General features: G+C 38.8%; 17 protein-coding genes and 1 riboswitch. Of the genes, 3 read left to right on the forward strand and 14 right to left on the reverse strand.

The features are described 5' to 3' along the window. Positions 1-86 precede the first annotated feature (86 nt). From ACQKMI_RS22445 to ACQKMI_RS22465, 5 genes are all read right to left on the reverse strand, one after another. Positions 87-725, reverse strand: coding sequence for a nitrous oxide reductase accessory protein NosL (locus ACQKMI_RS22445; protein WP_427492532.1), 639 nt, complete (start codon positions 723-725; stop codon positions 87-89). 623 nt (positions 726-1,348) lie between these two features. Further along, positions 1,349-1,669: an NAD synthetase gene (locus ACQKMI_RS22450; RefSeq protein WP_427492534.1), complete on the reverse strand. Its 321-nt coding sequence runs from the start codon at positions 1,667-1,669 to the stop codon at positions 1,349-1,351. 667 nt (positions 1,670-2,336) lie between these two features. Then, positions 2,337-3,161 carry an ammonia-dependent NAD(+) synthetase gene (nadE, locus tag ACQKMI_RS22455; RefSeq protein WP_427492536.1) on the reverse strand — a complete coding sequence of 275 codons (825 nt, stop codon included), beginning with the start codon at positions 3,159-3,161 and terminating at the stop codon, positions 2,337-2,339. Positions 3,162-3,182: 21 nt separating this feature from the next. Further along, positions 3,183-4,643 carry a nicotinate phosphoribosyltransferase gene (locus tag ACQKMI_RS22460; protein WP_427492538.1) on the reverse strand — a complete coding sequence of 487 codons (1,461 nt, stop codon included), beginning with the start codon at positions 4,641-4,643 and terminating at the stop codon, positions 3,183-3,185. Between the two features lie 226 nt (positions 4,644-4,869). Then, the gene (locus tag ACQKMI_RS22465; protein WP_427492540.1) at positions 4,870-5,370 is read right to left on the reverse strand and encodes a methylated-DNA--[protein]-cysteine S-methyltransferase; all 501 of its coding nucleotides are present in this window, start codon (positions 5,368-5,370) and stop codon (positions 4,870-4,872) included. Between the two features lie 795 nt (positions 5,371-6,165). Here ACQKMI_RS22465 and ACQKMI_RS22470 point away from each other — a divergent pair. From ACQKMI_RS22470 to ACQKMI_RS22480, 3 genes are all read left to right on the forward strand, one after another. Further along, entirely contained in the window at positions 6,166-6,897 is a 732-nt protein-coding gene (locus ACQKMI_RS22470; protein WP_427492542.1) for an ABC transporter ATP-binding protein, read from the forward strand. Then, positions 6,894-7,646, forward strand: coding sequence for an ABC transporter permease (locus ACQKMI_RS22475; RefSeq protein ID WP_427492544.1), 753 nt, complete (start codon positions 6,894-6,896; stop codon positions 7,644-7,646). Before ACQKMI_RS22470 ends, ACQKMI_RS22475 begins: the two co-directional genes overlap by 4 nt. A 74-nt stretch (positions 7,647-7,720) precedes the next feature. After that, a complete protein-coding gene (locus ACQKMI_RS22480; protein ID WP_427492546.1) occupies positions 7,721-8,695 on the forward strand; it encodes a proline dehydrogenase family protein in 975 nt (324 codons plus the stop codon). Between the two features lie 396 nt (positions 8,696-9,091). On the opposite strand, the gene ACQKMI_RS22485 is transcribed toward ACQKMI_RS22480, so the two are convergent. From ACQKMI_RS22485 to ACQKMI_RS22525, 9 genes are all read right to left on the reverse strand, one after another. Beyond that, on the reverse strand, positions 9,092-9,703 hold the full coding sequence (locus ACQKMI_RS22485) for a response regulator transcription factor (protein ID WP_323651140.1): 612 nt from the start codon (positions 9,701-9,703) through the stop codon (positions 9,092-9,094). A 17-nt stretch (positions 9,704-9,720) separates the two neighbouring features. Continuing rightward, positions 9,721-10,869, reverse strand: a complete 1,149-nt coding sequence (locus ACQKMI_RS22490; protein WP_427492548.1) for a sensor histidine kinase — start codon at positions 10,867-10,869, stop codon at positions 9,721-9,723. A gap of 139 nt (positions 10,870-11,008) precedes the next feature. Further along, the gene (locus ACQKMI_RS22495) at positions 11,009-12,040 is read right to left on the reverse strand and encodes a fatty acid desaturase (protein WP_427492550.1); all 1,032 of its coding nucleotides are present in this window, start codon (positions 12,038-12,040) and stop codon (positions 11,009-11,011) included. A 396-nt stretch (positions 12,041-12,436) separates the two neighbouring features. Next, positions 12,437-12,937, reverse strand: a complete 501-nt coding sequence (locus tag ACQKMI_RS22500) for an N-acetyltransferase family protein (RefSeq protein WP_427492552.1) — start codon at positions 12,935-12,937, stop codon at positions 12,437-12,439. A gap of 73 nt (positions 12,938-13,010) precedes the next feature. After that, positions 13,011-16,442, reverse strand: coding sequence for a methionine synthase (gene metH, locus ACQKMI_RS22505; protein WP_427492554.1), 3,432 nt, complete (start codon positions 16,440-16,442; stop codon positions 13,011-13,013). Next, complete coding sequence (locus ACQKMI_RS22510; protein ID WP_427492556.1) at positions 16,435-18,282, reverse strand: bifunctional homocysteine S-methyltransferase/methylenetetrahydrofolate reductase; 1,848 nt, start codon at positions 18,280-18,282, stop codon at positions 16,435-16,437. Before ACQKMI_RS22510 ends, metH begins: the two co-directional genes overlap by 8 nt. 91 nt (positions 18,283-18,373) lie before the next feature. Beyond that, positions 18,374-18,473: riboswitch (SAM riboswitch) on the reverse strand. Positions 18,474-18,676: 203 nt separating this feature from the next. Further along, positions 18,677-18,865 carry a hypothetical protein gene (locus ACQKMI_RS22515; RefSeq protein ID WP_427492557.1) on the reverse strand — a complete coding sequence of 63 codons (189 nt, stop codon included), beginning with the start codon at positions 18,863-18,865 and terminating at the stop codon, positions 18,677-18,679. A 230-nt stretch (positions 18,866-19,095) separates the two neighbouring features. After that, positions 19,096-20,484: a protoporphyrinogen oxidase gene (locus tag ACQKMI_RS22520; protein WP_427492559.1), complete on the reverse strand. Its 1,389-nt coding sequence runs from the start codon at positions 20,482-20,484 to the stop codon at positions 19,096-19,098. Positions 20,485-20,763: 279 nt separating this feature from the next. Continuing rightward, entirely contained in the window at positions 20,764-22,053 is a 1,290-nt protein-coding gene (locus ACQKMI_RS22525; protein ID WP_427492561.1) for a methyl-accepting chemotaxis protein, read from the reverse strand. Positions 22,054-22,307 lie beyond the last annotated feature (254 nt).

The following is a 22,307-nucleotide window of genomic DNA, read 5'->3' on the forward strand; positions in this document are numbered from 1 at the left end:
AATAAGGCAAACCCTATTTTTTTCACCAATCCTTACCTCCCAGTTCAGCACGAAAAGACTAGAGGAATTTCCCCTAGTCCATTCGATTAATGGCCATGACCATCAGTTTTCTTTTCTTCCATATGCATAGAATCAGATTCACCTTTGGCTTCTTTTTCAGCTTTTTCTTTCATTTTCTTTTTACGACGCTCTAATGCATCGTCTTTAATTTTTTGTAATTCCTCTACATGTGCAGTTGGATTGTCAGCGATATATTTGTCTGCGTCAGCTTTATTCGTGAAATAAATATAACCCCAGTTCATTGGAGATTTTAGATCAGTTTTAACAATCGTTACATCTTCAACTTTTACCCAATCTTTTGTGATATGATCACGTACAAATTTTTCGTTCGTTTCATTATTGGCAACCTCGGCATTTACTAAACAGCCTATGTCATCATAAAAGGCAGTAGTTCCATCCTCTTTTATTGCTTGGGTAGAGAATTCACCCATATCTTCATCCTTCATATATACTTTCATATTACACATTTCACACATTGTATCTTCTTTTGGCTCTTCTAAACGTGGATCCACTAAAGAAGCGACTTGTTTAGTTTTATCCTTTGCTTCTGCTTCATTTGCTGCAACATCTTGCTTCGTTTCCTCTTTCTTAACTTCTGTTTTTTCTGTACCACAAGCCGCAAGTAAAAGTAAAACTGCTAGTACAGGTAACCATATTTTTTTCACAATTGCTTCCCCCAATTTCGTTTTTCTATTACTAATCATTACTTTACAGGTAAGTTGTGAAATAAGTTGAAAATCACTGTGAAGTATTGGAAAAATTACCTTGAATATTCATTGAACATCTCGACTTCAAATATTTTGAATAAAAAATAAATGCTTTCTATAACTTACATTCAGGATCAATAAATAAAGGTGTACAAGACCTGTTGGCGAAGTTTCGTTTTATTACTATAAATTAGAATGACGTGTCAGAAAATGCAGTCCTTGCCGAAGTGGGTGATCTTCGTTACGACTGGGTGACTCCTTGGGGATCAGCAATAGAGGAACGAAAGCTAAAATCATCACATCCTGTGATAACGCCTTCGTGACCAACATCGTGTTGGCCCGAGACCCTGCAGCGAGCAACGCGAGTGAAGCGGCTCATCGGACGCCCCCAGGAAAGCGCCCAGTCGGAACGGAAATCATCCCCTCGCTTTGCCGAAGAGCCGTTAATATGCTTGAACGGTATTCCCCCTCATTTCAAAGTATCTCAACATTCATATAGATTTTATTGACACCATTTCGTTTTTCAACACACTAAAAAACTCCCTACATCCAGAATGATGTAGAGAGTTCGATTTATGATGTTATATAGAAGAACGGTAACTATTGAGAAACTTCTTTTGCTTGCTGACCAGACTTAGCTTAACAGCAGTTTCATTTAGTTCATTACGTATTTGTAAATCATAAGCATTGTCCACAAAACTAGCCGCTACTTTATTTGGACGTTGCTGCTGAATTTGTCTAGTGTTACTTAATTGCTTTTTATCTTTATTCTTTAGCAAACTGTTTTTAAACTGTTTCTTCGGATTTTGTCCGAAATTATGGCTTAAATCCCCGGCATGTAAATACTGTTGTTCATTACGAAATATACTACTAGTCGTCGAACTTACTCTAGAAGTCCTCATAAATAATTACCCTCCTTTACTTTTTATCAACTTTGTAGGTATATATATCGACATTATATGCTTGAACTTAACAATACAGAACCAAATTGCTTAAAAAAAATAGAAAAGAGATATAAGAAAAAGTGATAAACACTATTTCTTGTAACTCTTTCCCTAAATATTTGTTTACTCGCCACCAAAAGTTGGAGATGATAATTCCATTGTATATAAGTTGATTGGAGTGGAGGCTGGGCGACTCCTCGGGGATCAGCGGTAGAGGATCGAAGGCTAAAACCATCACATCCTGTGATAACGCCTTCGTGACCAACATCGGTGCTGTTGCTGTCGCTGCGCTTTCGCGCAGAAAACATCTGTTGGCCCGAGACCCTGGAGCGCAGCGGGAGGGGAACGAAGGCTAAAAGCATCACGTCCCGTGATAACGCCTTCGTGACCAACATCCTGTCGCTGCCGCTACGTTGCACTGCGCTTTCGCACAAAAAACACCTGTTGCCCCGACGCCCCCAGGAAGCTCTGCTCTGCGCGAAAGCGAAGCGTCAGCGGCAAATGTTTTATCTGTGCGAAAGCGAAGCGACAGCGGCAAATGTTTTATCTGTGCGAAACGAAGCGACAGCAACAAAGCGCCCAGCCGGAACGGAAATCAACCCCACGTTATGATGATAGCTAAATATCACTTCCAAAAATCATCAAATATAGTAATTGGCATATGACGTTTGTGCTGGGAGCGTAAATAATGCCCTTCTAATGTTTTACGAGCTTCTTCAGGGATAACCTTCCCCTCTAAATAATCATCAATTTGGTCATACGTTAAACCAAGAGCTACTTCATCTGGTAATGAAGGACGATCTTCCTCTAAGTCAGCAGTTGGTATTTTTAAATATAAGTGCTCCGGGCAATCAAGCGCTGCTAACAACTCCTTACCTTGACGCTTGTTAAGACGGAAGATTGGCATTAAATCTGCACCGCCATCCCCAAATTTCGTGTAAAAACCTGTAATTGCCTCCGCGGCATGATCTGTCCCTAGCACAACTGCATTATTCATAGCAGCAATAGAATACTGCACCTTCATTCGCTCACGTGCCTTTTCATTCCCTTTGGCAAAATCGCTTAGTTCAATACCCGCATTCGTTAATGCTCTTACACTTGCATCGACAGCATCTTTAATGTTTACTATAAAAGTTTTTGTAGGTTTGATATAGTCAATCGCATCTTGACAGTCCTTTTCATCCGCTTGCACACCATATGGTAAACGAACAGCCCAAAATGAGTACTTCGCTTCTCCCACCTCGGTATTTAATTCGTCAACCGCAAGCTGCGTTAACTTTCCAGTTAATGTGGAGTCTTGACCACCCGATATCCCAAGAACAAATCCCTTAACAAAGCTATAGCGACGCGCATATTCCTTTAAAAAATCAATGGATTTGCGAATCTCTTCCTGCACATCAATAGTAGGTAATACACGTAATTCCTTCATGATTTCTTGTTGTAATGTCATTTTGCCCTTCACTCCTTAGCTTTACAATCGATTGACCATTTCACTTACTTCTTCAATATTGCGCATTTTATTATTCCAGCATTTTTGGCTTAAATCGACTGGGTATTCCTCAGGATTCATGGCACGTTTATATTCGTCCCATAACAACTCTAAATTATCTGCTGCATAATCGCGCATTTCTTCCAAAGTAGGATTTTGATAATGTATTTCTCCATTTTTAATCACATGTTGATGTAAATTCTTAGCTTCGAAGTTTGTAACAAATTTTGATACGAATGTATGAACAGGATGGAACATTTTAATGCGTTCCTCTGATTGAGGATTTTCATCGTGCATCGTAATGTAATCTCCCTCTGCCTTGCCATTCTTTCTATCAATAATGCGATATACATTTTTCAGACCTGGCGTCGTTACCTTTTCAGTATTCGCTGAAATTTTAATCGTATCTTCTAATTGTCCTTCGTTATTTTCAATAGCCACCATTTTATATACAGCCCCTAAAGCAGGTTGGTCATAAGCAGTAATGAGCTTCGTACCAATTCCCCACACATCAACTTTTGCACCTTGAGCCTTTAAGTTTAAGATCGTGTATTCATCTAAGTCATTAGATACGATAATTTTAGCGTTCGGGAAACCTGCTTCATCTAACATACGACGTGCTTCTTTTGACAAGAAAGCAATATCCCCACTGTCTAAACGAATTCCAATAAAATTAATGTTGTCACCAAGCTCCTTAGCTACTTTGATTGCTGTTGGCACACCCGATTTCAACGTATTATAAGTATCTACAAGGAATACACAATCACGATGACGTTTTGCATAGGAATGAAATGCATCATAATCATTTTTATAGGCTTGTACAAGTGCATGTGCATGTGTACCAGATACTGGTATATTAAAGAGTTTACCTGCTCGCACATTACTAGTTGAAGCAAAACCACCAATAAACGCTGCACGCGTTCCCCAAATCGCTGCATCCATCTCCTGAGCGCGTCGTGTGCCGAACTCCATTGCCACTTCATTTTTTATAATTTGTTTAATACGACTAGCCTTCGTTGCAATTAATGTTTGGTAATTCACAATGTTAAGTAATGCGGTTTCAATCAACTGCGCTTCCACTAAAGGTGCTTCAATGCGGACAATTGGTTCATTAGCGAAAACCGTTTCCCCTTCCACCATCGAATACATATCCCCTGTAAAGCGAATATTTTTTAAATACTCGATAAAATCTTCTTTATAACCAACTTCTTCACGCAAATACGCTATGTCCGAATCACTGAAACTAAAATCACGTAAATACTCAAGAATTCTCTCTAATCCCGCAAAAATTGCATAACCATTGCCAAATGGTAACTTTCTAAAATATAATTCGAAAACCGCTTTTCTATTATGTATACCATCAGCCCAATATGATTCTGCCATATTGATTTGGTACAAGTCTGTGTGTAGCGCTAAGCTATCATCTGCATAGTTTGATCTCACAAGAAACCCCTTCTTCCGCTTTGATAATTAGTCCTAGTATACACTATATACCCAAATTCTTGCGTATTACATCCTTCTACTTTCATATTAGATACCCTTGCATAAGGCCCATTTTTTCAGCACCACATATGTATTGTATTTTTAACTTTCGTTTCTTCCATACAAAAAACTGAATCCGCATAATCTTTGGTGAAAATGTTTCCCCAAAGGTTACGCGGATTCTTTTTTATATTCTCTCTAGCTCTAGTAAAAATTCTTTCATTGCTAGCCCACTTCGAAAGCCTGTTAGTTTACCATCTTTGCCAATCACACGATGACAGGGAATTATCGCTAATATCGGATTAGCACCGATTGCACTGCCTACAGCTCTTACTGCTTTCGGATTACCGATTCGGTGTGCAATATCTGAGTATGTTGTAGTTGTACCATATGGTAGCTCCTTCAAAGCATTCCATACTGCTAGTTGAAATGGTGTCCCTTTAACATGAATTGGTAAATCAAACGCAGTAAGCTCCTTATTAAAATAAGCCGATAACTGCTTAACATATTGCTGTAACTTTTCTTTACTCTCTTCAAAGCGATAGCCTTTAAATGGCTTTTTCGCCCACACTTCCACCTCTTCAAATGGTGCATTTGGTGTTCCGATATATACTAGTCCATCATCTGAGGCAACGATATACATTGTGCCTTGTGCATATGTTAATGTATCTACATATAATATATCCATTCTCTATCCCCCTAACTCAATTTAGGATCATCACCAAAACGTGTGGTTGATTTCCGTTCCGACTTGGCGCTTTGTTGCTGTCGCTTCGCTTTCGCACAGATAAAACATTTGTTGCTGTCGCTTCGCTTTCGCGCAGAGCAGAGCTTCCTGGGGGCGTCGGGGCAACAGGTGTTTTTTGTGCGAAAGCGCAGTGCAACGTAGCGGCATCGACAGGATGTTGGTCACGAAGGCGTTATCACAGGATGTGATGCTCTTAGCCTTCGTTCCTCTATCGCTAATCCCCAAGGAGTCGCCCAGTCGTAATGAAGATCAACTTATTTACATAGTAAACGGTTTAACAAAAGTCATCCACAGCCTTTGGTAATGAACCTTAATTTACCCATCACCTGTAAAATGTTAAATAACTTTAGCTTCTCTTTGTTTCATGCTACAGTTATTTTACCTCAGGCATGGTTGATTAGGAAAACAAGGTTTAATATTGGCTGATAAAAGAATTCTTTTGTGGATATTTTGCTAATGTATGCCCATTTTAACTGATTGTAGCGTAGGGCTACTCGACTCCCGCGGGAAAGCGAGACAGACGAGACCCTGAGGCCAACATGATGTTGGTCACGAAGGCATTGTCACAGGACGTGACGCATTTAGCCTTTGTTCCTTCAGCGGAGGAAGCGGCTCGACGCTCGCCCGCAAGAAAGCGAGTAGCCCGTAGCGGAAATCAGAGCCTTCTAAGAATGGATAAAAACGGTTAATCAATACACTTAATTTTACCTATTAGTATAAAGGAGTTTTAACTTTATGAATATGTCATATGAGCCTGCCATTCACTTTCAACAGGTCAGCTTTTCAGCGAATGACAAGACGATATTACAATCGATTACTGGGTCATTCCCTAAAGGAAAAATCACTACATTAGTCGGCCCTTCAGGTGCTGGTAAAACAACTCTACTTAAATTGTGCAATGGACTATTATCTCCTACAGATGGGCAAATATTAATTGATAATCAAAACATTTCTACATACGAGCCAACCGCTTTAAGAAAACATGTGAGCATGGCTCTTCAAGCGGCCCCTATGATAGAAGGGACTGTATTTGATAATCTTGCACTTCCTCGTACGTTACAAGGAGAAAAGCTTGCAGAGCAAGAAGCGACCCAATATTTACAAGATGTCGGACTTGATCAAAGCTTTTTACAACGACCTACGAATAAATTATCAGGTGGGCAACGACAAAAAGTCTCTATTGCAAGAACACTTATTAATCAATCCTCCATTTTATTGCTAGATGAAATCACATCTGCATTAGACCGTCAATCCGTGCAGGAAATTGAGACGCTTATTGCTACAATCAATAAAAAATTTAATGTCACAATCATTTGGATCACTCATAATTTACAGCAAGCACTGACAATCGGCCACTATACATGGGTCATGATGGATGGGGAACTAATAGAAACGGGACAAAGCTCCTTACTTAACGCACCTCAAAATCCACGTGTCGCTGAATTTGTACAGGGGGTGAATGGATGACGTATACTTCGCTTGCCTTAACGTTAATTTTTGTGTTAATCCCTCTTCTACTGTCAAAAACCTTAAAGCTAGGACTTGAAAAAGATACGCTCATAGCTACTATTCGTTCTATTATTCAATTACTTGCCGTCGGTTACATTTTAAAATTTGTCTTTGATGCTCAAAGCTATAGTTATATCTTCCTCATGATTGCATTAATGATTTTAGTAGCAACACTCAATGCTCGTAAAAAAGGGAAAGGTATTAAAGGCATTACATGGAAAATAGCACTAACTCTCATTGTTGTTGAATGTGTTACACAAGGGGTATTGCTTGGTTTTAATATTGTACCATCAACAGCGCAGTATATTATTCCAATTAGCGGCATGATGATTGGTAATTCAATGGTCTTATCAGTTCTATTTTTAAATCGTTTTACATCGGAAATCGCAAGTCATCAGAACGAAATTGAGTTAATATTATCGCTTGGCGGCACACCAAAACAGGCTATTCATCGACAGCTAATGAATGCGATAAAAGCAAGTATGATTCCTACAATCGAAAGCCAAAAAACAATTGGTCTTGTTCAATTACCAGGTATGATGAGTGGCCAAATAATTGGCGGAGCAGACCCTATTCAAGCGGTGCAATTCCAACTATTAATCATTTTCGCCCTGCTAACAGCAGCGACATTATCCAGCATAATGATTGGTTTTTTAAGTTATCCTGCACTATTTAATGAACGCATGCAAATCCTTGAACCAAAATAATCATTATATTAAAAACAATATATATTTTCTAAATTATGCTATAATAAAAAGAAAATGCAGCGAGGAGAATGACCATGTTATTACGCGATTTTTTCATCCATTTATCTGAAAACCAACTATTAAATAGTACTGCAAAAAAATACGGCCTAAAATTAGGAGCACAAAGTGTAGTAGCTGGTATAAATATTGAAGAAACGATTGCTAGTATCAAAGAGCTAAACGCGCATAAAATCTCTTGTACTGTAGACAATTTAGGGGAATTTGTTTCAACTGAAGAAGAAGCAACAAAAGCTAAAGAACAAATCCTTGCTGTTATTGAGGCTATTCACGAAAATAGCGTTGATGCGCATATTTCGTTAAAGCCATCTCAATTAGGTTTAGATATTGATGTTGATTTTTGCTACGATAATTTATATGAGATCGTAGAAAAAGCAGCAGCATATGATATATTCGTAAACTTTGACATGGAAGACTACGATCGTTTACAAACATCCTTTGATATGGTTGAAGAGCTATCCAAAACGTTTAATAATGTAGGTACAGTTATCCAATCTTACTTTTATCGTGCTAAGGACGATATTGAAAAATTCCAAGACTATCGCCTTCGTATCGTAAAAGGCGCTTATAAAGAGCCTGTAGAAGTTGCTTTCCAAGATAAATTAGATATTGATTTAAATTTCATTGAGTTAATTGAATATCATTTACTACATGGCAAATTTACATCCATCGCAACACATGACCATAATGTTATTGCACACGTAAAACGCTTTGTAGAGGATAATAATATTCCACTTGATAAATTCGAATTCCAAATGCTTTACGGCTTCCGTACAGATCTGCAAAAAGAGCTTGCAAAAGAAGGCTATAACTTCTGTGTATATGTACCATTCGGCGAAGATTGGTACGGCTACTTTATGCGCCGTTTAGCGGAGCGTCCTCAAAATCTTAATCTTGTTACAAAACAAGTATTTACGAAAAAAACGAACACAGTCCTTGCTGTAGCAGCAGGTGCATTCGTTCTTGGACGTTTAACAAAATGTAAAAAATAAGCAATTAAAAACCTTATCGTCTCTTTAGGCGATAAGGTTTTTATTGTAGAAAACTATTATGTGAAAAAGGGATTGTTGAAGCTTAGTTTTATCGCTTTAAATTAGAGTGGAAAGCCAGAAAATACACTCTATGTGAAGCGGTTGATTGGAGTGGAGGCCGGGCGACTCCTCGGGGATCAGCAATAGAGGAACGAAGGCTAAAACCATCACATCCTGTGATAACGCCTTCGTGACCAACATCGTGTTGGCCCGAGAACCTGGAGCGGAGCGAAGCGAAGCGGCTCATCGGAAGCCCCCAGGAAAGCGCCCAGCCGCAACGGAAATCAACCCCTCGTTTTGCTGAAGAGCCCTATCATTGACTCTATGAAAACCGTCATCTTTGACGATTAAGTTTTACTACTTATTCCACCCTTTTTCCTTAAAACGTGCTATGGCTTCAATACGATTCCCAACATTTAATTTTTCTAAAATAGTGGAAATATAGTTGCGGACAGTCCCTGCCGATAAAAATAATTCTGCAGCAATTTCTTTTGTCGTCTTCCCCTCTGCAACAAGTGTCAGTACCTGGCTCTCACGATCAGTTAAAGGATTTTCACTATCATCCTCATAGACAAAATCAACGAGTTCAGGCGCATATATTCTTTTGCCGTCCATAATTGTGCGAATAGCACTGGCCAATTCTTCTATCGGACTATCCTTTAGTAAATAGCCACGAACGCTGGCCTTTCTTGCACGCTCAAAATAACCAGGCCTTGCAAATGTCGTTAATATAATCACTTTACAATTAGAACCTGTGCCATGCAGTTCCTCGGCAGCATCCAATCCAGTTTTTACTGGCATTTCAATATCCATAATACAAATATCAGGCTGATGCTCTTCAACAAGCGCCAATGCTTCCTCACCATTTTTTGCTAAGCCGACGACCTCCATATCATCCTCCATACTAAGTAATGAACGGAGTGCACCTAATAGCATACCCTGATCTTCAGCAATTACAATTCGTATCATGTCACAGTCCTCATTTCTTATATGTTCTTCAGATTTTCTTTGACCTTCTGATGCGTAATCGCCACTGGAATCGACACTGTTAATGTAGTGCCCTCTTCACTTTCGATTTTAAAAGAACCGTTTATAAACTCTAACCGTTCTCGCATTCCCTTTAATCCGTTACCAGTTTTCCAAGCTTGCTTTTTGGTGATTCCTTGCCCATTGTCACGAACAACTAAATATACTTCCTTAAAATTTTGATGAAAGGCGATTTCGCATTTTGTAGCACCACTATGCTTAACGACATTATTGACTGCCTCTTTTAAACACATGGATAATACATTTTCTACAAGCGGTGGAACTTGTAATGTATCTTTATCACCATCAAATACAAACTCCATTTCAGCAGCCTTTAATATTTGGGCAATACGCATAATCTCGTCCTCAAACCTAGCCGTTCGCATACCCGATACTAATTCACGTACCTCTTTTAATGCGATACTCGCCGTTTGACGAATATCCTTTATCTCTGTTAGAGCCTGTTGTGGATCACGTTCAATTAATCTTGAAGCTAAGTCACTTTTTAAGCCGATCATCGACAACTTTTGACCGAGAGTATCATGTAAATCCCGAGCAATACGTTGGCGTTCTTCAAAAACAATTAACTCAGCTATTCGTTCATTAGCTGTCTCAAGCTGGCCTTCTAAATTTTCGCGTTTATTTTTTGAATAAATCGTTAGTGGGAGAAGCACAACCGCTAAAATAGTTAAAACAACAAATGGTAATTGTGATAAAAATAAGTTTAGCTCAACGAAGAAGCCAACACCTGTAGAAATAACCGTAAAAGCAATATGTAGACCATATATAATATAGAAGCCAACAGGTTTACGAATATTTCCAATGAAGAAAGCTGTGAAAATTGATAAATATACATAGCCATACATTATGGTCATAACGATATTAATGACCATTTCAAAGCTAATCCACATATAAACAAGACCGTTTTTCGAATTCATGGAAAACCGATAGAAAATAAAATATAGCATTAAAAATGTAATACCAATTGATATTTCTATATAAGATGATTTTCTAAAAATGAAGAAAAACGGTAGGAAACAGAAAATAATCCATAAATATATACTGAGCATAGGACTATTCGGAATAATGCTTTGCCATTTCCTCAACATAATCTCACGCTCTTTCCTAGTTTTCCCTCATTATAACAAGAAAATTTATTTTATGCCTGCACATGATTTTTACAACGCTTGTTGTACAATGTTTACGTAAAACAGCCATCCCTTAGAAGAGATGGCTGAAAAAAATCTACTAAGCAGCTAAACTGCCTCTTTCTTTTCGCTTGATTATTTCATTAACTTCTTTAAAGGTTACAAACTTGCCTTGATCTTCATCATATAACTTGTAGCGTAATGATTCTAGACTTTTACGTAACGTAATAGTCGTTGCAGTGTGTAATGGCGGTATGTCATTATGCGCCTGTTCAAGATTATAGTTCGGTACACGTGGAGCTAAATGATGTACATGGTGGAAGCCAATATTGCCTGTAACCCATTGTAATAGCTTTGGTAATTTATAATACGAGCTACCTTCAACAGCAGCCTTCACATAATCCCACTCTGAGTCATGCTCAAAATAAGAATCTTCATACGTATGTTGGATAAAAAATAACCAAATGCCTAGAGAAGCAGCAACAAACATTGTTACTACATGCACTAATAAAAATGCTTGCCACCCCATAAAGTAAATTAAGGCAATACAGATTCCCGCGATGACTACATTTGTTAAATACGTGTTAAAACGTTCTTTTTGTTTAGCGTCATTTCGATTACGACGATTTAAAATTAACACCATAAACAGTGGACCTAAGCCAAACATTACGAATGGATTACGGTAAAAGCGATACCATAAACGTTGTCCTTTAGATGCTTGTATAAATTCTTCCACTGTCATCATATCAATATCACCGATACCACGCTTATCTAAGTTCGAACTAGTTGCGTGGTGAATTGTATGCTCACGTTTCCATTTTTCATACGGGAATGATGTTAACACCCCAGTTACAAAACCAACCCAGTCGTTTGCTTTTTTACTTTTGAAAAATGAACCGTGTGTACAATCATGGAAAATAATAAAAGTTCGTACGACAAATCCAGCAGAAATTACACTTAACCCAGCTGTTAACCATGGCGAGACATCCACTAACATATAGCCAGCTACCCATAGAGCAATTAAAGGTATAATCGTATTTACCATTTGAAAAATACTTTTAGCTGTATCAGACTTCGCAAAAGGTGCTACATCCTGGCGCAGTCTTTTTGTTTTTTCTTTATCCGTTGCCATTGTTTTTACTCCCTCGTTTCCTTTTACTTATGACCTCATCATAAAACAAGAGTACAATCATGCACAGAAGCAAACATCATAAAAAGGATATGACATTTGTCATACCCTTTTATAATGTTTACAAAGGAATAAAAATAAATTAATATGGCTCCTCACTATAAAGTGGAGTTGATTTCCGTTCCGGCTGGGCGCTTTCCTGGGGGCGTCCGATGAGCCGCTTCACTCGCAAGGCTCGCTCCAGGGTCTCATCTGTGACGCTGATCCCCGAGGAGTCGCCCAGCCTACACTCCAATCAACCTAATATACAACGCGTATTTCATCTCTAACTTTTAGTGATAAGAATGTAGCATTAGTATGAGTAGGCAAGCTGAAAAGATATGACATGTCGAATACTTTCTATACTTTTGGTCCAGGTAACTGTAGTTGATAAAATACAAGATCTAGCCACTGTCCAAATTTATAGCCTGCGTTTTTTATTGTACCCGCATATTCGAAACCTAGTTTTTCATGTACTTTAATGCTTCCGATGTTTTCATCATCAATGCCCGCTACGAGTGTTTTCACATCTTGCTCTTTAGCAATTCGAATAAGCTCATGCATTAATTGTATAGCGATTCCCTTTTGATAATGATCCTTATGCACATATACAGAATGCTCCATTGTATGCTTATAGCCTGGATATGGACGGAACTGACTATATGTTGCAAAGCCGGCTACTGTGCCATTTACTTCAAAGACTAGCAGTGGATTACCGATTGTTTGCTGCTCCTTGAACCATCGTCTTTTTTCTTCTAACGATTGAGTTTCATATCGATAAACTGCTTTGCTCGTTAAAATAATGTCATTGTAAATATCTAAAACACCAGGTAAATCTTTCTCTCCCATTAATCGAATCATCATGCTCACGTCCTACTTCAATTATGCCGAGGCTTTACCCTCATTACATAAAGTTATACCACTTTTTCTAGCATTACACATTAAAATATCGAGCATCTGGATGTGCAAAGACCATCGCTGAAACAGAAGCTTCCGGCTCCATCATAAAGCCTTCCGTTAAGTGCACACCAATGTCCTCTGGTTTTAATATGCCAAACAATTTCTCTTGATCCTCCAAGTTCGGACATGCAGGATAGCCAAATGAGAAGCGCTGCCCTTGATATTTTGCTGCGAAACGATCACGCATTGTAAAATCTGTCGCATCTGGGAAGCCCCATTGATCACGGATTTCTTGGTGCATACGCTCTGCAAAGCCTTCCGCAAGTTCAAGGGCTGTAGATTGTAATGCATGGCTTTCAAGGAATTTCCCTTCCTCTTTTAGCTGACGGGCCTTCACCATAACACCTTGTCCAGCTGTTACTACCATTAAGGCAATATAGTCCATTTCACCGCTTTCAACTGTTTTTAGGAAATCTGCAAGACATAAAAACGGTTCAACTTGCTGACGTGGGAAGGTAAATCGTTCAATTTCTGTTTTGCTATCTGCTGGATCATAAACGACTACATCATCTCCATCTGCTTGTGCAGGGAAAAACTGATACATACCCGATGGCTTTAATAGGTCACTTTGTAAATAATCGTCGACTAAATCTTTTAACTCTGTTGCTCTTGCATCGCCATTATCAAGTAATTGCTGTACTTGCCCTTTTAAGCCTAGGTGATGTCCAAGTAATGTCCGCATATTAACATATGGATATAAATGCGAAACAGCATATTCTCTCTTTACATGGCGTCGCAAATCAGCTGGCAGAAAGACAGATGCTTCCTTTACCGTGCGCACAGGCTTTACAGTTATTTCTTTTGCAGGGCGAGCCGCTCTTTTTTCGTCTGCCTCTAAGCGTTTTTTGCGAGATTCCTCAATTTCAACTAAGAAATCAGCACGTGTATCTGTCCCCATTAACCGATTTACCTGCTCTAATCCTTGCATCGCATCCTTTGAATAAATAACAGGACCATTATATTCGCCGGCGATTTTTGTTTCAGTAAAGCGACGAGATAATGCCGCTCCCCCTACTAAAATAGGTACGTTAATACCCGCTTCCTTGAAATCTTGAGCTGTAATAACCATTTGTTGCGCTGATTTTACAAGTAAGCCTGAAAGCCCGATGAAATCTGGCTTCTCCTTACGAATCGTTTCTATTAACTGAGCAGGTGTTACTTTAATGCCAAGATCAATCACCTTATAGCCATTATTACTTAAAATAATATCGACAAGGTTTTTCCCAATATCATGCACATCGCCTTTTACAGTTGCAAGTACCATCTTCCCTTTGCCAGCACTCTCTTCATCTTTCTCCATAAATTGCTCTAAATGTGCCACTGCTGCCTTCATAACCCCTGCTGATTGTAATACCTCTGCTACGATGAGCTGATTATCGTTAAATAAACGGCCAACTTCTGCCATCCCAGCCATTAATGGTCCATTAATAATATCAAGCGGTGTTTCGAAAATTTCACGAGCAGCCTCTAAATCTTCAATAAGCCCTTCCTTTGTACCTTCTAAAATATAGTAAGCTAAGCGACCTTCTACTGTTTTCGGAATATCTGCCTCTGTTTTTTCCTTCTTTTTATCACGATAGAAATCTGTGAAGACAGCTAATGTTTCATCATTTGTATGAAAGAGTAAATCATTTGCTAGCTTAATTTCCGCCTCAGGAATCGATGCATAACGTTCTAGCTTCTCCGTATTAACAATTGCATAATCTAAACCAGCCTGTGTACAGTGATATAAATACACGGCATTCAATACTTCACGACCTACTGGTGGTAATCCGAATGAAATATTACTTACACCAAGCACCGTTAATGTACGTGGCAATTTTTCTTTAATCAGGCGAATGCCTTCCACTGTTTCAAGTGCTGAGCCAATATACTGTTCATCTCCCGTACCTACTGGGAACATTAGTGGATCAAAGATAATATCTTCAGGAGCAATACCCCACTTTTCTGTTAACAATTTATAGGAACGTTCAGCAATCTCTAGCTTGCGATGTCGATCAACCGCCATGCCCTGCTCATCAATTGTCCCAACTACTAAAGAGGCTCCATATTTTTTCACTAGTGGTAAAACTGCGTCAAAGCGCTCCTCGCCATCCTCTAAGTTAATAGAATTAATGATAGCTTTCCCTTGAGAAAACTTGAGTGCTTCCTCAATTACTTTTTCATCTGTTGAATCAATCACAAGAGGTACTTTTACTTTTTTTACAACCTCCTGCATAAAGCCACGTATATCCGCTAGTTCATCGCGGTCAGGATTTGCTAAACAAATATCGATAACATGTGCTCCATTTTTCACTTGAGCTCGCGCGATTTCTGCCGCTTCCTCAAACTTCCCGTCAATAATTAAATTTTTAAACTTGCGAGAGCCGATTACATTTGTCCGTTCTCCAATAAATAACGGACGCATAGAATCGTCATACACCAATGGCTCGATACCTGATACTACATGACCATGTGTTGCATCTGGTAATTGACGAGGCTTTTCGTCCTTTAGCACTTCTCGAATAGCGACAATATGCGCTGGCGTTGTACCACAGCAGCCCCCAACAATATTTAGCCAGCCCTTTTCTGCAAAGCCTTTTAGCTTTTGTGACAGCGATTCAGGTGACTCATGATAGCAGCCTTCCTCGTCAGGTAAACCTGCATTCGGGTAACAGCTAATATAGCCTGTTGAAAGCTCTGCTAGTGAACGGATATGGTCCGTCATAAACTCTGGTCCCGTTGCACAGTTTAAACCAACTGATAATGGCTTAATATGCTCGATGGAAATGTAAAAAGCATCAATTGTTTGGCCGGCCAATGTTGTTCCCATCGGTTCAATTGTTCCAGATATCATCACAGGTAGCTCTTTTTCAGTTGCCTTAAAAGCACGAGATACCCCCAATGTTCCTGCCTTAACATTCAACATATCCTGACTAGTTTCTAGCAACAGAACGTCCGCCCCGGCTTCGATTAATGCCTTGGCCTGAACATAGAAGTTTTCCTCTAACTCATCAAATGTAATACCACCTGTAACTGACAAGGTTTTTGTGGTTGGTCCCATAGCCCCCGCTACAAAACGTGGCCAATCGGATGTAGTAAACTCATCTACTACTTTACGTGCAATTTCTACAGCACGTGTATTGATTTCTTCTGCCTTCGCACCAAGATCATATTCATTTAATACAAGTGGAGTACTTCCAAATGTATTTGTACAAATAATATCTGCTCCAGCCTCTAAATATTTTCTATGAACTTTTTCAAGCACATCTGGTCTAGTTAGGACAAGATTTTCATTACAGCCATCATATTCCTCGCCGCCAAAATCTTCTGCTGATAAATTTTCATTTTGTAGCATTGTACCCATTGCGCCATCAAGAATTAAAATTCGTTTCTCAAGTTGTTCTTCAATCAAGTGCTTAGCCATTTATACTTACCCCTTTTTTCTGTTCATCCAATTGCTCAATAAATTTCATCAGTTCTAGTGTCATGTCATAGCGTAAAAATGGTGTGATGAGGTAAATACCATTGAAATATTCCGCTGCTACTTCTACTAATTCCTTGGCAATTGCAATCCCTTCTAGTGTTGCGCGTTCCTTATCATCGCCACAAGCTTTCATACGTGCTAACGCATCCTCCGATAGTTTGATGCCTGGCACTTCATGATGTAAAAACTCCGCACTTTTATAGCTCGTTACTGGCATAATACCTATATAAATTGGTGCTTCTAAATGCTTTGTCGCCTCGTAAATTTCCACGATTTTTTCCTTTGAATAAACGGGCTGTGAAATAAAATAATCTGCTCCATGTTCAATTTTCTTTTCTAATCTAGACACAGCACGATCCAGTACACGTACATTAGGATTAAAGGCAGCCGCTACAGAGAAATTTGCCTTTTTACGAAGTGGTTTCCCTGAGAACGATACACCTTCATTTAACTGTTTTATCAATTGAATTAGCTCCATTGAAGATACGTCATAAACGCTTGTGGCCCCTGGGAAATCGCCTACCTTTGTCGGATCTCCAGTCACTGCTAGAATATCGTGAATCCCTAGTGCATTTAATCCCATTAAATGTGATTGAAGACCAATTAAATTACGATCTCGGCATGTTATATGAGTTAACGGTCGTACTCCGTGCGTTTCTTTCAGTAAGGCACCCATTGCGACATTACTAATCCTTGGAGAAGCAAGTGAATTATCTGCCATCATGACTACATCTGCGCCCGCCTCATATATTTTTTTTGCACCTGCAATAAAACCTTCGATTTCTAAATGTCTTGGTGTATCTAACTCCACTATAACTGAGCGCTCACGTTTTACTTTTACATGTAATGGCTCATAATTTGGTGGCTCTGCCTCACGTACAACTTCGACTTTTTCTGGCTTTGCATACTTTTCCTCGACCGGAGATAGCTCCTCTAAGTACTTTTTCGCTGCAGCAATATGCTTTGGTGTCGTACCACAGCACCCACCAATTAAACGTACCCCTTGATCGCGAAGCTCTACTGCTGCTCGACCGAAATAATCTGCCTCTGACTCATAAACGACACGGCCATCCTCCAAATCAAGAAGAGAGGCGTTCGGATACGCTGACATAAATGCCTTCTTAGGAAGCTCTACACCTTCAAATGCTTGTATAGTATGGTGAGGCCCTAAACGACAGTTAACACCTACAATATCAGCACCTAGCGCTTCAAGCTCATGTAGGGCGTTATTTAAGCTCATTCCATTTTGCAAAATTCCTGGTTCATGCATAGAAACTTGAGCAATAATCGGTAATTTAGTTTTAGCTCGTAGCATCGTTAAAGTCGCTGTTAGCTCTTCAAAATCATAATATGTTTCAAGTAAAAGGCCATCTGGATTTCCTGCAAGTAAAACCGTTGCCTGCTCATCAACTGTTGCTAAAATTTCCTCTAACGTTGCATCACTTTTTCGAATACCACGGATTCCCCCAATAGTACCTAAGACAAACTGTCCACCATCTGCTGCTGCTCGTTTTGCAATTGTTATAGCGGCCTCATTAAACTGCTGCACACGAGATTCTAATCCGTAGCGGGCTAATTTTATGGCATTAGCTCCGTAAGTGTTCGTTTGAATAACATCAGCACCAGCTGCTATGTATTCTCTATGAATCTTTTCAATTAATTCAGGTTTTTGTATATTCATTTCCTCATGGCAATACTCCAAACCATAGCCGTATAAAACTGTACCAATTGCACCATCTGCAGTAAGAACATGTGTTTTTAACCTTTCAAGCAATCCCATAAAACTAGCCTCTCTTCCATTATTTATAAAAAAATAAAAAAGCCTTCTTTTACATAAAAAGAAGGCTTTAACGTTTCGTAATTGTTTTTCCTTCTCATCTTCGACACAATGGTCTTCTGGATTTAGCACCTGACAATAAGTTGGTTGCTGAAGCTTCATAGGGCCAGTCCCTCAGCTTCTCTTGATAAGAATGTAGTATGAATTTTTTAAATAATTAAAAGAATCATATCGTTTACGAACGATTGAGTCAAGACTATTTCACAGAACAGAGGATAATTTTTACGAAAAACATTATATTTTAACTTCTTTCAGCAATGTTTTATGTACCGAAAGCGTAGCGACAGGTTCAAAAGTCTCTCACCTCTATAGGTGGTGAGATGAATGCGAATTTAAGTTACTTTTCAGCGTGTGTCCAAACACCCGCTGAAATAGAGGAACTCAGTCTTAGAGCGCCACGTCCTGTGGCAACGACTGAGTGACCAACATCATGCTGTTGCTGACGCTTCGCTTTCGCACAGACAAAACACGTTGCTGACGCTGCGTTAGCACTACGCTTTCGCGCAAAAGACATCTGTTGGCCCAAAGCCTCCGGCGGATGTCACAAAATCGGAAAGGAGTTTCTTAAAGGATGTTAGCCTAAAATCATCGCATCCATGCGATAACGGCTAACTGACCTGCATCGGTAAAAACGCCACGTCCTTGTGGCATTACCGAAATGACCGACATCGTGTCGGCCCTCGTGCAAGCCTAAGTACAAAGCCGATTCCAGACGCAATTATGCCGAGGCATAATTGATTTTATCAATTCAAACAATTACGATAGTTTTTCAACAAGCTCCTCACCAATTTTTTTACCATTTTGAATACACGCACCTATGCCTACTCCGAAATAAGAGCACCCCGCTATTGATAAGTTCGGATAGTTTTTCTCAAGCTCTTGTAAGAGACCTTGCAACGCTTCACGATGTGCCAAATCATACTTTGGCATCTGGTCGATCCATTTTGTCACGTCAACAATAGTTGGTGTTTCCTCAATCCCCAAGCTTTTTCTTACATCCTCTAGAGCAACAGCTGCTAACTCTTCATCTGACATCAAACGCAATCTCTCATACTTAGGATTAATGCTCTTATAAAAAAGTCGTACAAGTAATTTTCCTTCTGCTGAAGTGTGTTTCCACTTGCGACTTGTCCACGTTGCTGCATTACAAATAACATCCGAATTATGTGACACAATATAGCCCGTTCCATCCGCGGGTAATCTATTATCAGGTACATCAAATCCTAAGTAAATCGTAATGGCGGATGCAGTATTGAATTGTTCAAAATAGCCGTTCAAAGATTCATCCTGCAATAAACTTTGTACCGCCTCATTTGGTAGTGCCAGTACAACATGATTCGCTTCAATCATTTTACCGTTTGCTAATGTAACAGCGTATTGATTCTCCTGCTTCTTAACACTGGTAGTGGCAATTCCTTTTATAATTTCTACATCCGTTAATGTTTCTTCAAGTCGATCAATTAGTGATGATAAACCATTTTTAAATGAAATAAATTTTTTATTGGCGGCTTTCACAAATTGTTCCCTGTTTGCATCGAAGCCTTTAATAATACTACCGTAATCGTTTTTGTAATCGATTAAATACGGTAAAGTGGAAGCAATTGAAAGTTGATTTAAATCTCCTGAATATACACCTGCAAGTACGGGCGCTATTTGGTTTTGAACAAGCTCCTCACCTAAATAGTAAGTTAAAAATTCCCCAATCGAACTTTCCTTTGTAAACACTTCATTTGGCATAGTTAAATCTTTTAATGCCTCTTTTTTACCTTTCTCTGATACAAGCGTACTTTCCTCAAGAGATTGTAAGCTCATAGGAATACCGAACGTTGAGTCTGATGGGATAGCATGTAGCTCATTATTTGTGTAAATATACGAAATACCCGTTTCGTTGTACACAAGATTTTGTTCAAAATTAAGCTCCTTTACTAACTCCATGACACCTTTATGACGCGCTACTATAGAATCTGCTCCTGTTTCCATAATAAAGCCTTGTTCATTCGCAGAGTGAAGCTTGCCACCAAGGTATGTATTCTTTTCAACGAGTACAAGCTTTACATGTAAGTTTTTCTCCTGAGCTTGGCGTTGTAAATAATGCATCGTACACAATCCCGTAATTCCGCCACCTAATACAACAACTGTTTTCATATTAACCGCCCCTATTTTTAGTTCTTTATTCAGTATAAACTTTTTTTAACGAAAATTACGTTAAACCCTTTACAAATTTAGCAAAAATGGAGCTACCCAGTTCATGGGATAGCTCCATTTTTGCTATGTTCAATTTGCATATATTGAATTTAACAGCATATAATCGACGGTATCTTTTATCTACCTAGCGGATATTATATATTAACAGTTGATATAGTGTTATTTATACATCACAGGTGTGAAGCACCTTATTTGCTTTGTCTCTTGCTTTTCACTTCATCAATGTAAATTTTGTGCAAAGCTAGCTAGTTCTTCAGCAGAATTTTTTACTTCGTTAAAGGCAATACCTAATTGACTTAGTACTTCTACTATTGCTTGTACTTCTTTTTCCATCTGACCATTTTGTTCTTTGGCTTCGGTCATAGCGTCCAATATGTTAGTAAATTGTCCTTCTGTTTGAACCATATTTTCTTCACCAGAAGCTACCTCTTCTTGAATATTACTAAGCGAATGGACAAGTTTATCTGTCCGCTCATTCGTTTTGTGTAGTAACGTCGCAACCGATGTTACAGATTCCTTTGTTTGAATCGATAGTTTTCTCACTTCATCTGCCACAACACTAAAGCCTTTACCCGCTTCTCCAGCACGAGCCGCTTCTATTGCCGCATTTAAAGCCAACAAGTTTGTCTGATTTGCAATATTTGTCACAACATTCACAATCGATTCCATTTCCCTTGACATATCTGCCAACTGTGTAATATTTTCCGCTATACCATCAAGCGAGTAAATAATATTACTCATATTTTGCGATTGATTCTTTAAGCGTTCACGACCTTCTAATGCCTGACTCTCAGCCATAGTCGACACTTGAAGTGATTGTTTTGCTAGTTGTTTGATTTCATCCGATTGTTCACTTAAGCGATTAAACGAGTTGTTTGTTTCCTGTGATATTGTGGCAAGACCTTCCGAAGACTCTACGATCTTTTTCTCTATCACTTCTTTTCTACGTTCTATTTTTTCATGAAGTTGCTCAATGGTATGCTCGAACGCCTCTAAAACTAACTGTTGCTCAAAATTAGATATTTTTGAGATAGCTCTAATTGTATTGAGTTGATCCATTGGATGATGAACATGTTCTTCAACTAAGTCAATAAATGATGCTGTTAAATCTTGAAAAGCACAAATATACCATTGTGTTTTAAGCCCGATATGGACATGTACTTTAGCAATTTTAACTCGCCTCTGATAAAATTCATCATCAATCGTACCATTAAACATTTCAATAATATGACGTCGTAAAGTAATTTTTAGCTTATTTACAGAACTATGTTCATTAATAATATTTACTAAAGTACGTTCAGTTCCAATCATTTCATAAAATCGATGAACAATGTTATCAATATTGCTTTCAACAAAAGGTTGAAAAGCTTTTAAATATTGTAAATCCCGCTTCGTCAATTTGAGCATATCAATTTGCTTTTTTATTGACTCGCGATTAGCTATATCCATTTTTACCGTATATTGCTCTAAGTCTAACGCCGTTGTCTTTCTCTGTTTTTGAAAAATCACACATTTACCCTCTTTCATGCCGTGTACTTTTAAAAGCTGAGAAAAATATAATTCCAATCACCCATAATATGAAAAAAGCATCGCCATAACGTAGAGTTGATTTCCATTCCAGCTGGACGCTCCTGGGGAATTGTTATCCCTTATGACTCTTTCTCTGTTATGGGCTAAAAAATGGTAACCTTATAATTAGCTATTGCTACTAACTACTCTTTCAAAATCCCTCATATACCTTATACATTTTATAAATAGCTGTC

Source organism: Lysinibacillus sp. NPDC097214, from assembly GCF_050277945.1.
Taxonomy (GTDB): Bacteria; Bacillota; Bacilli; order Bacillales_A; family Planococcaceae; genus Lysinibacillus; species Lysinibacillus xylanilyticus_B.

Coding starts and splice junctions, on each gene's coding strand:
- ACQKMI_RS22450 (WP_427492534.1), bottom strand. CDS start 1,669: ATGAGGACTTCTAGAGTAAGTTCGACGACTAGTAGTATATTTCGTAAT.
- nadE (WP_427492536.1), bottom strand. CDS start 3,161: ATGACATTACAACAAGAAATCATGAAGGAATTACGTGTATTACCTACT.
- ACQKMI_RS22465 (WP_427492540.1), bottom strand. CDS start 5,370: ATGGATATATTATATGTAGATACATTAACATATGCACAAGGCACAATG.
- ACQKMI_RS22470 (WP_427492542.1), top strand. CDS start 6,166: ATGAATATGTCATATGAGCCTGCCATTCACTTTCAACAGGTCAGCTTT.
- ACQKMI_RS22475 (WP_427492544.1), top strand. CDS start 6,894: ATGACGTATACTTCGCTTGCCTTAACGTTAATTTTTGTGTTAATCCCT.
- ACQKMI_RS22480 (WP_427492546.1), top strand. CDS start 7,721: ATGTTATTACGCGATTTTTTCATCCATTTATCTGAAAACCAACTATTA.
- ACQKMI_RS22485 (WP_323651140.1), bottom strand. CDS start 9,703: ATGATACGAATTGTAATTGCTGAAGATCAGGGTATGCTATTAGGTGCA.
- ACQKMI_RS22490 (WP_427492548.1), bottom strand. CDS start 10,869: ATGTTGAGGAAATGGCAAAGCATTATTCCGAATAGTCCTATGCTCAGT.
- ACQKMI_RS22495 (WP_427492550.1), bottom strand. CDS start 12,040: ATGGCAACGGATAAAGAAAAAACAAAAAGACTGCGCCAGGATGTAGCA.
- ACQKMI_RS22500 (WP_427492552.1), bottom strand. CDS start 12,937: ATGATTCGATTAATGGGAGAGAAAGATTTACCTGGTGTTTTAGATATT.
- metH (WP_427492554.1), bottom strand. CDS start 16,442: ATGGCTAAGCACTTGATTGAAGAACAACTTGAGAAACGAATTTTAATT.
- ACQKMI_RS22510 (WP_427492556.1), bottom strand. CDS start 18,282: ATGGGATTGCTTGAAAGGTTAAAAACACATGTTCTTACTGCAGATGGT.
- ACQKMI_RS22520 (WP_427492559.1), bottom strand. CDS start 20,484: ATGAAAACAGTTGTTGTATTAGGTGGCGGAATTACGGGATTGTGTACG.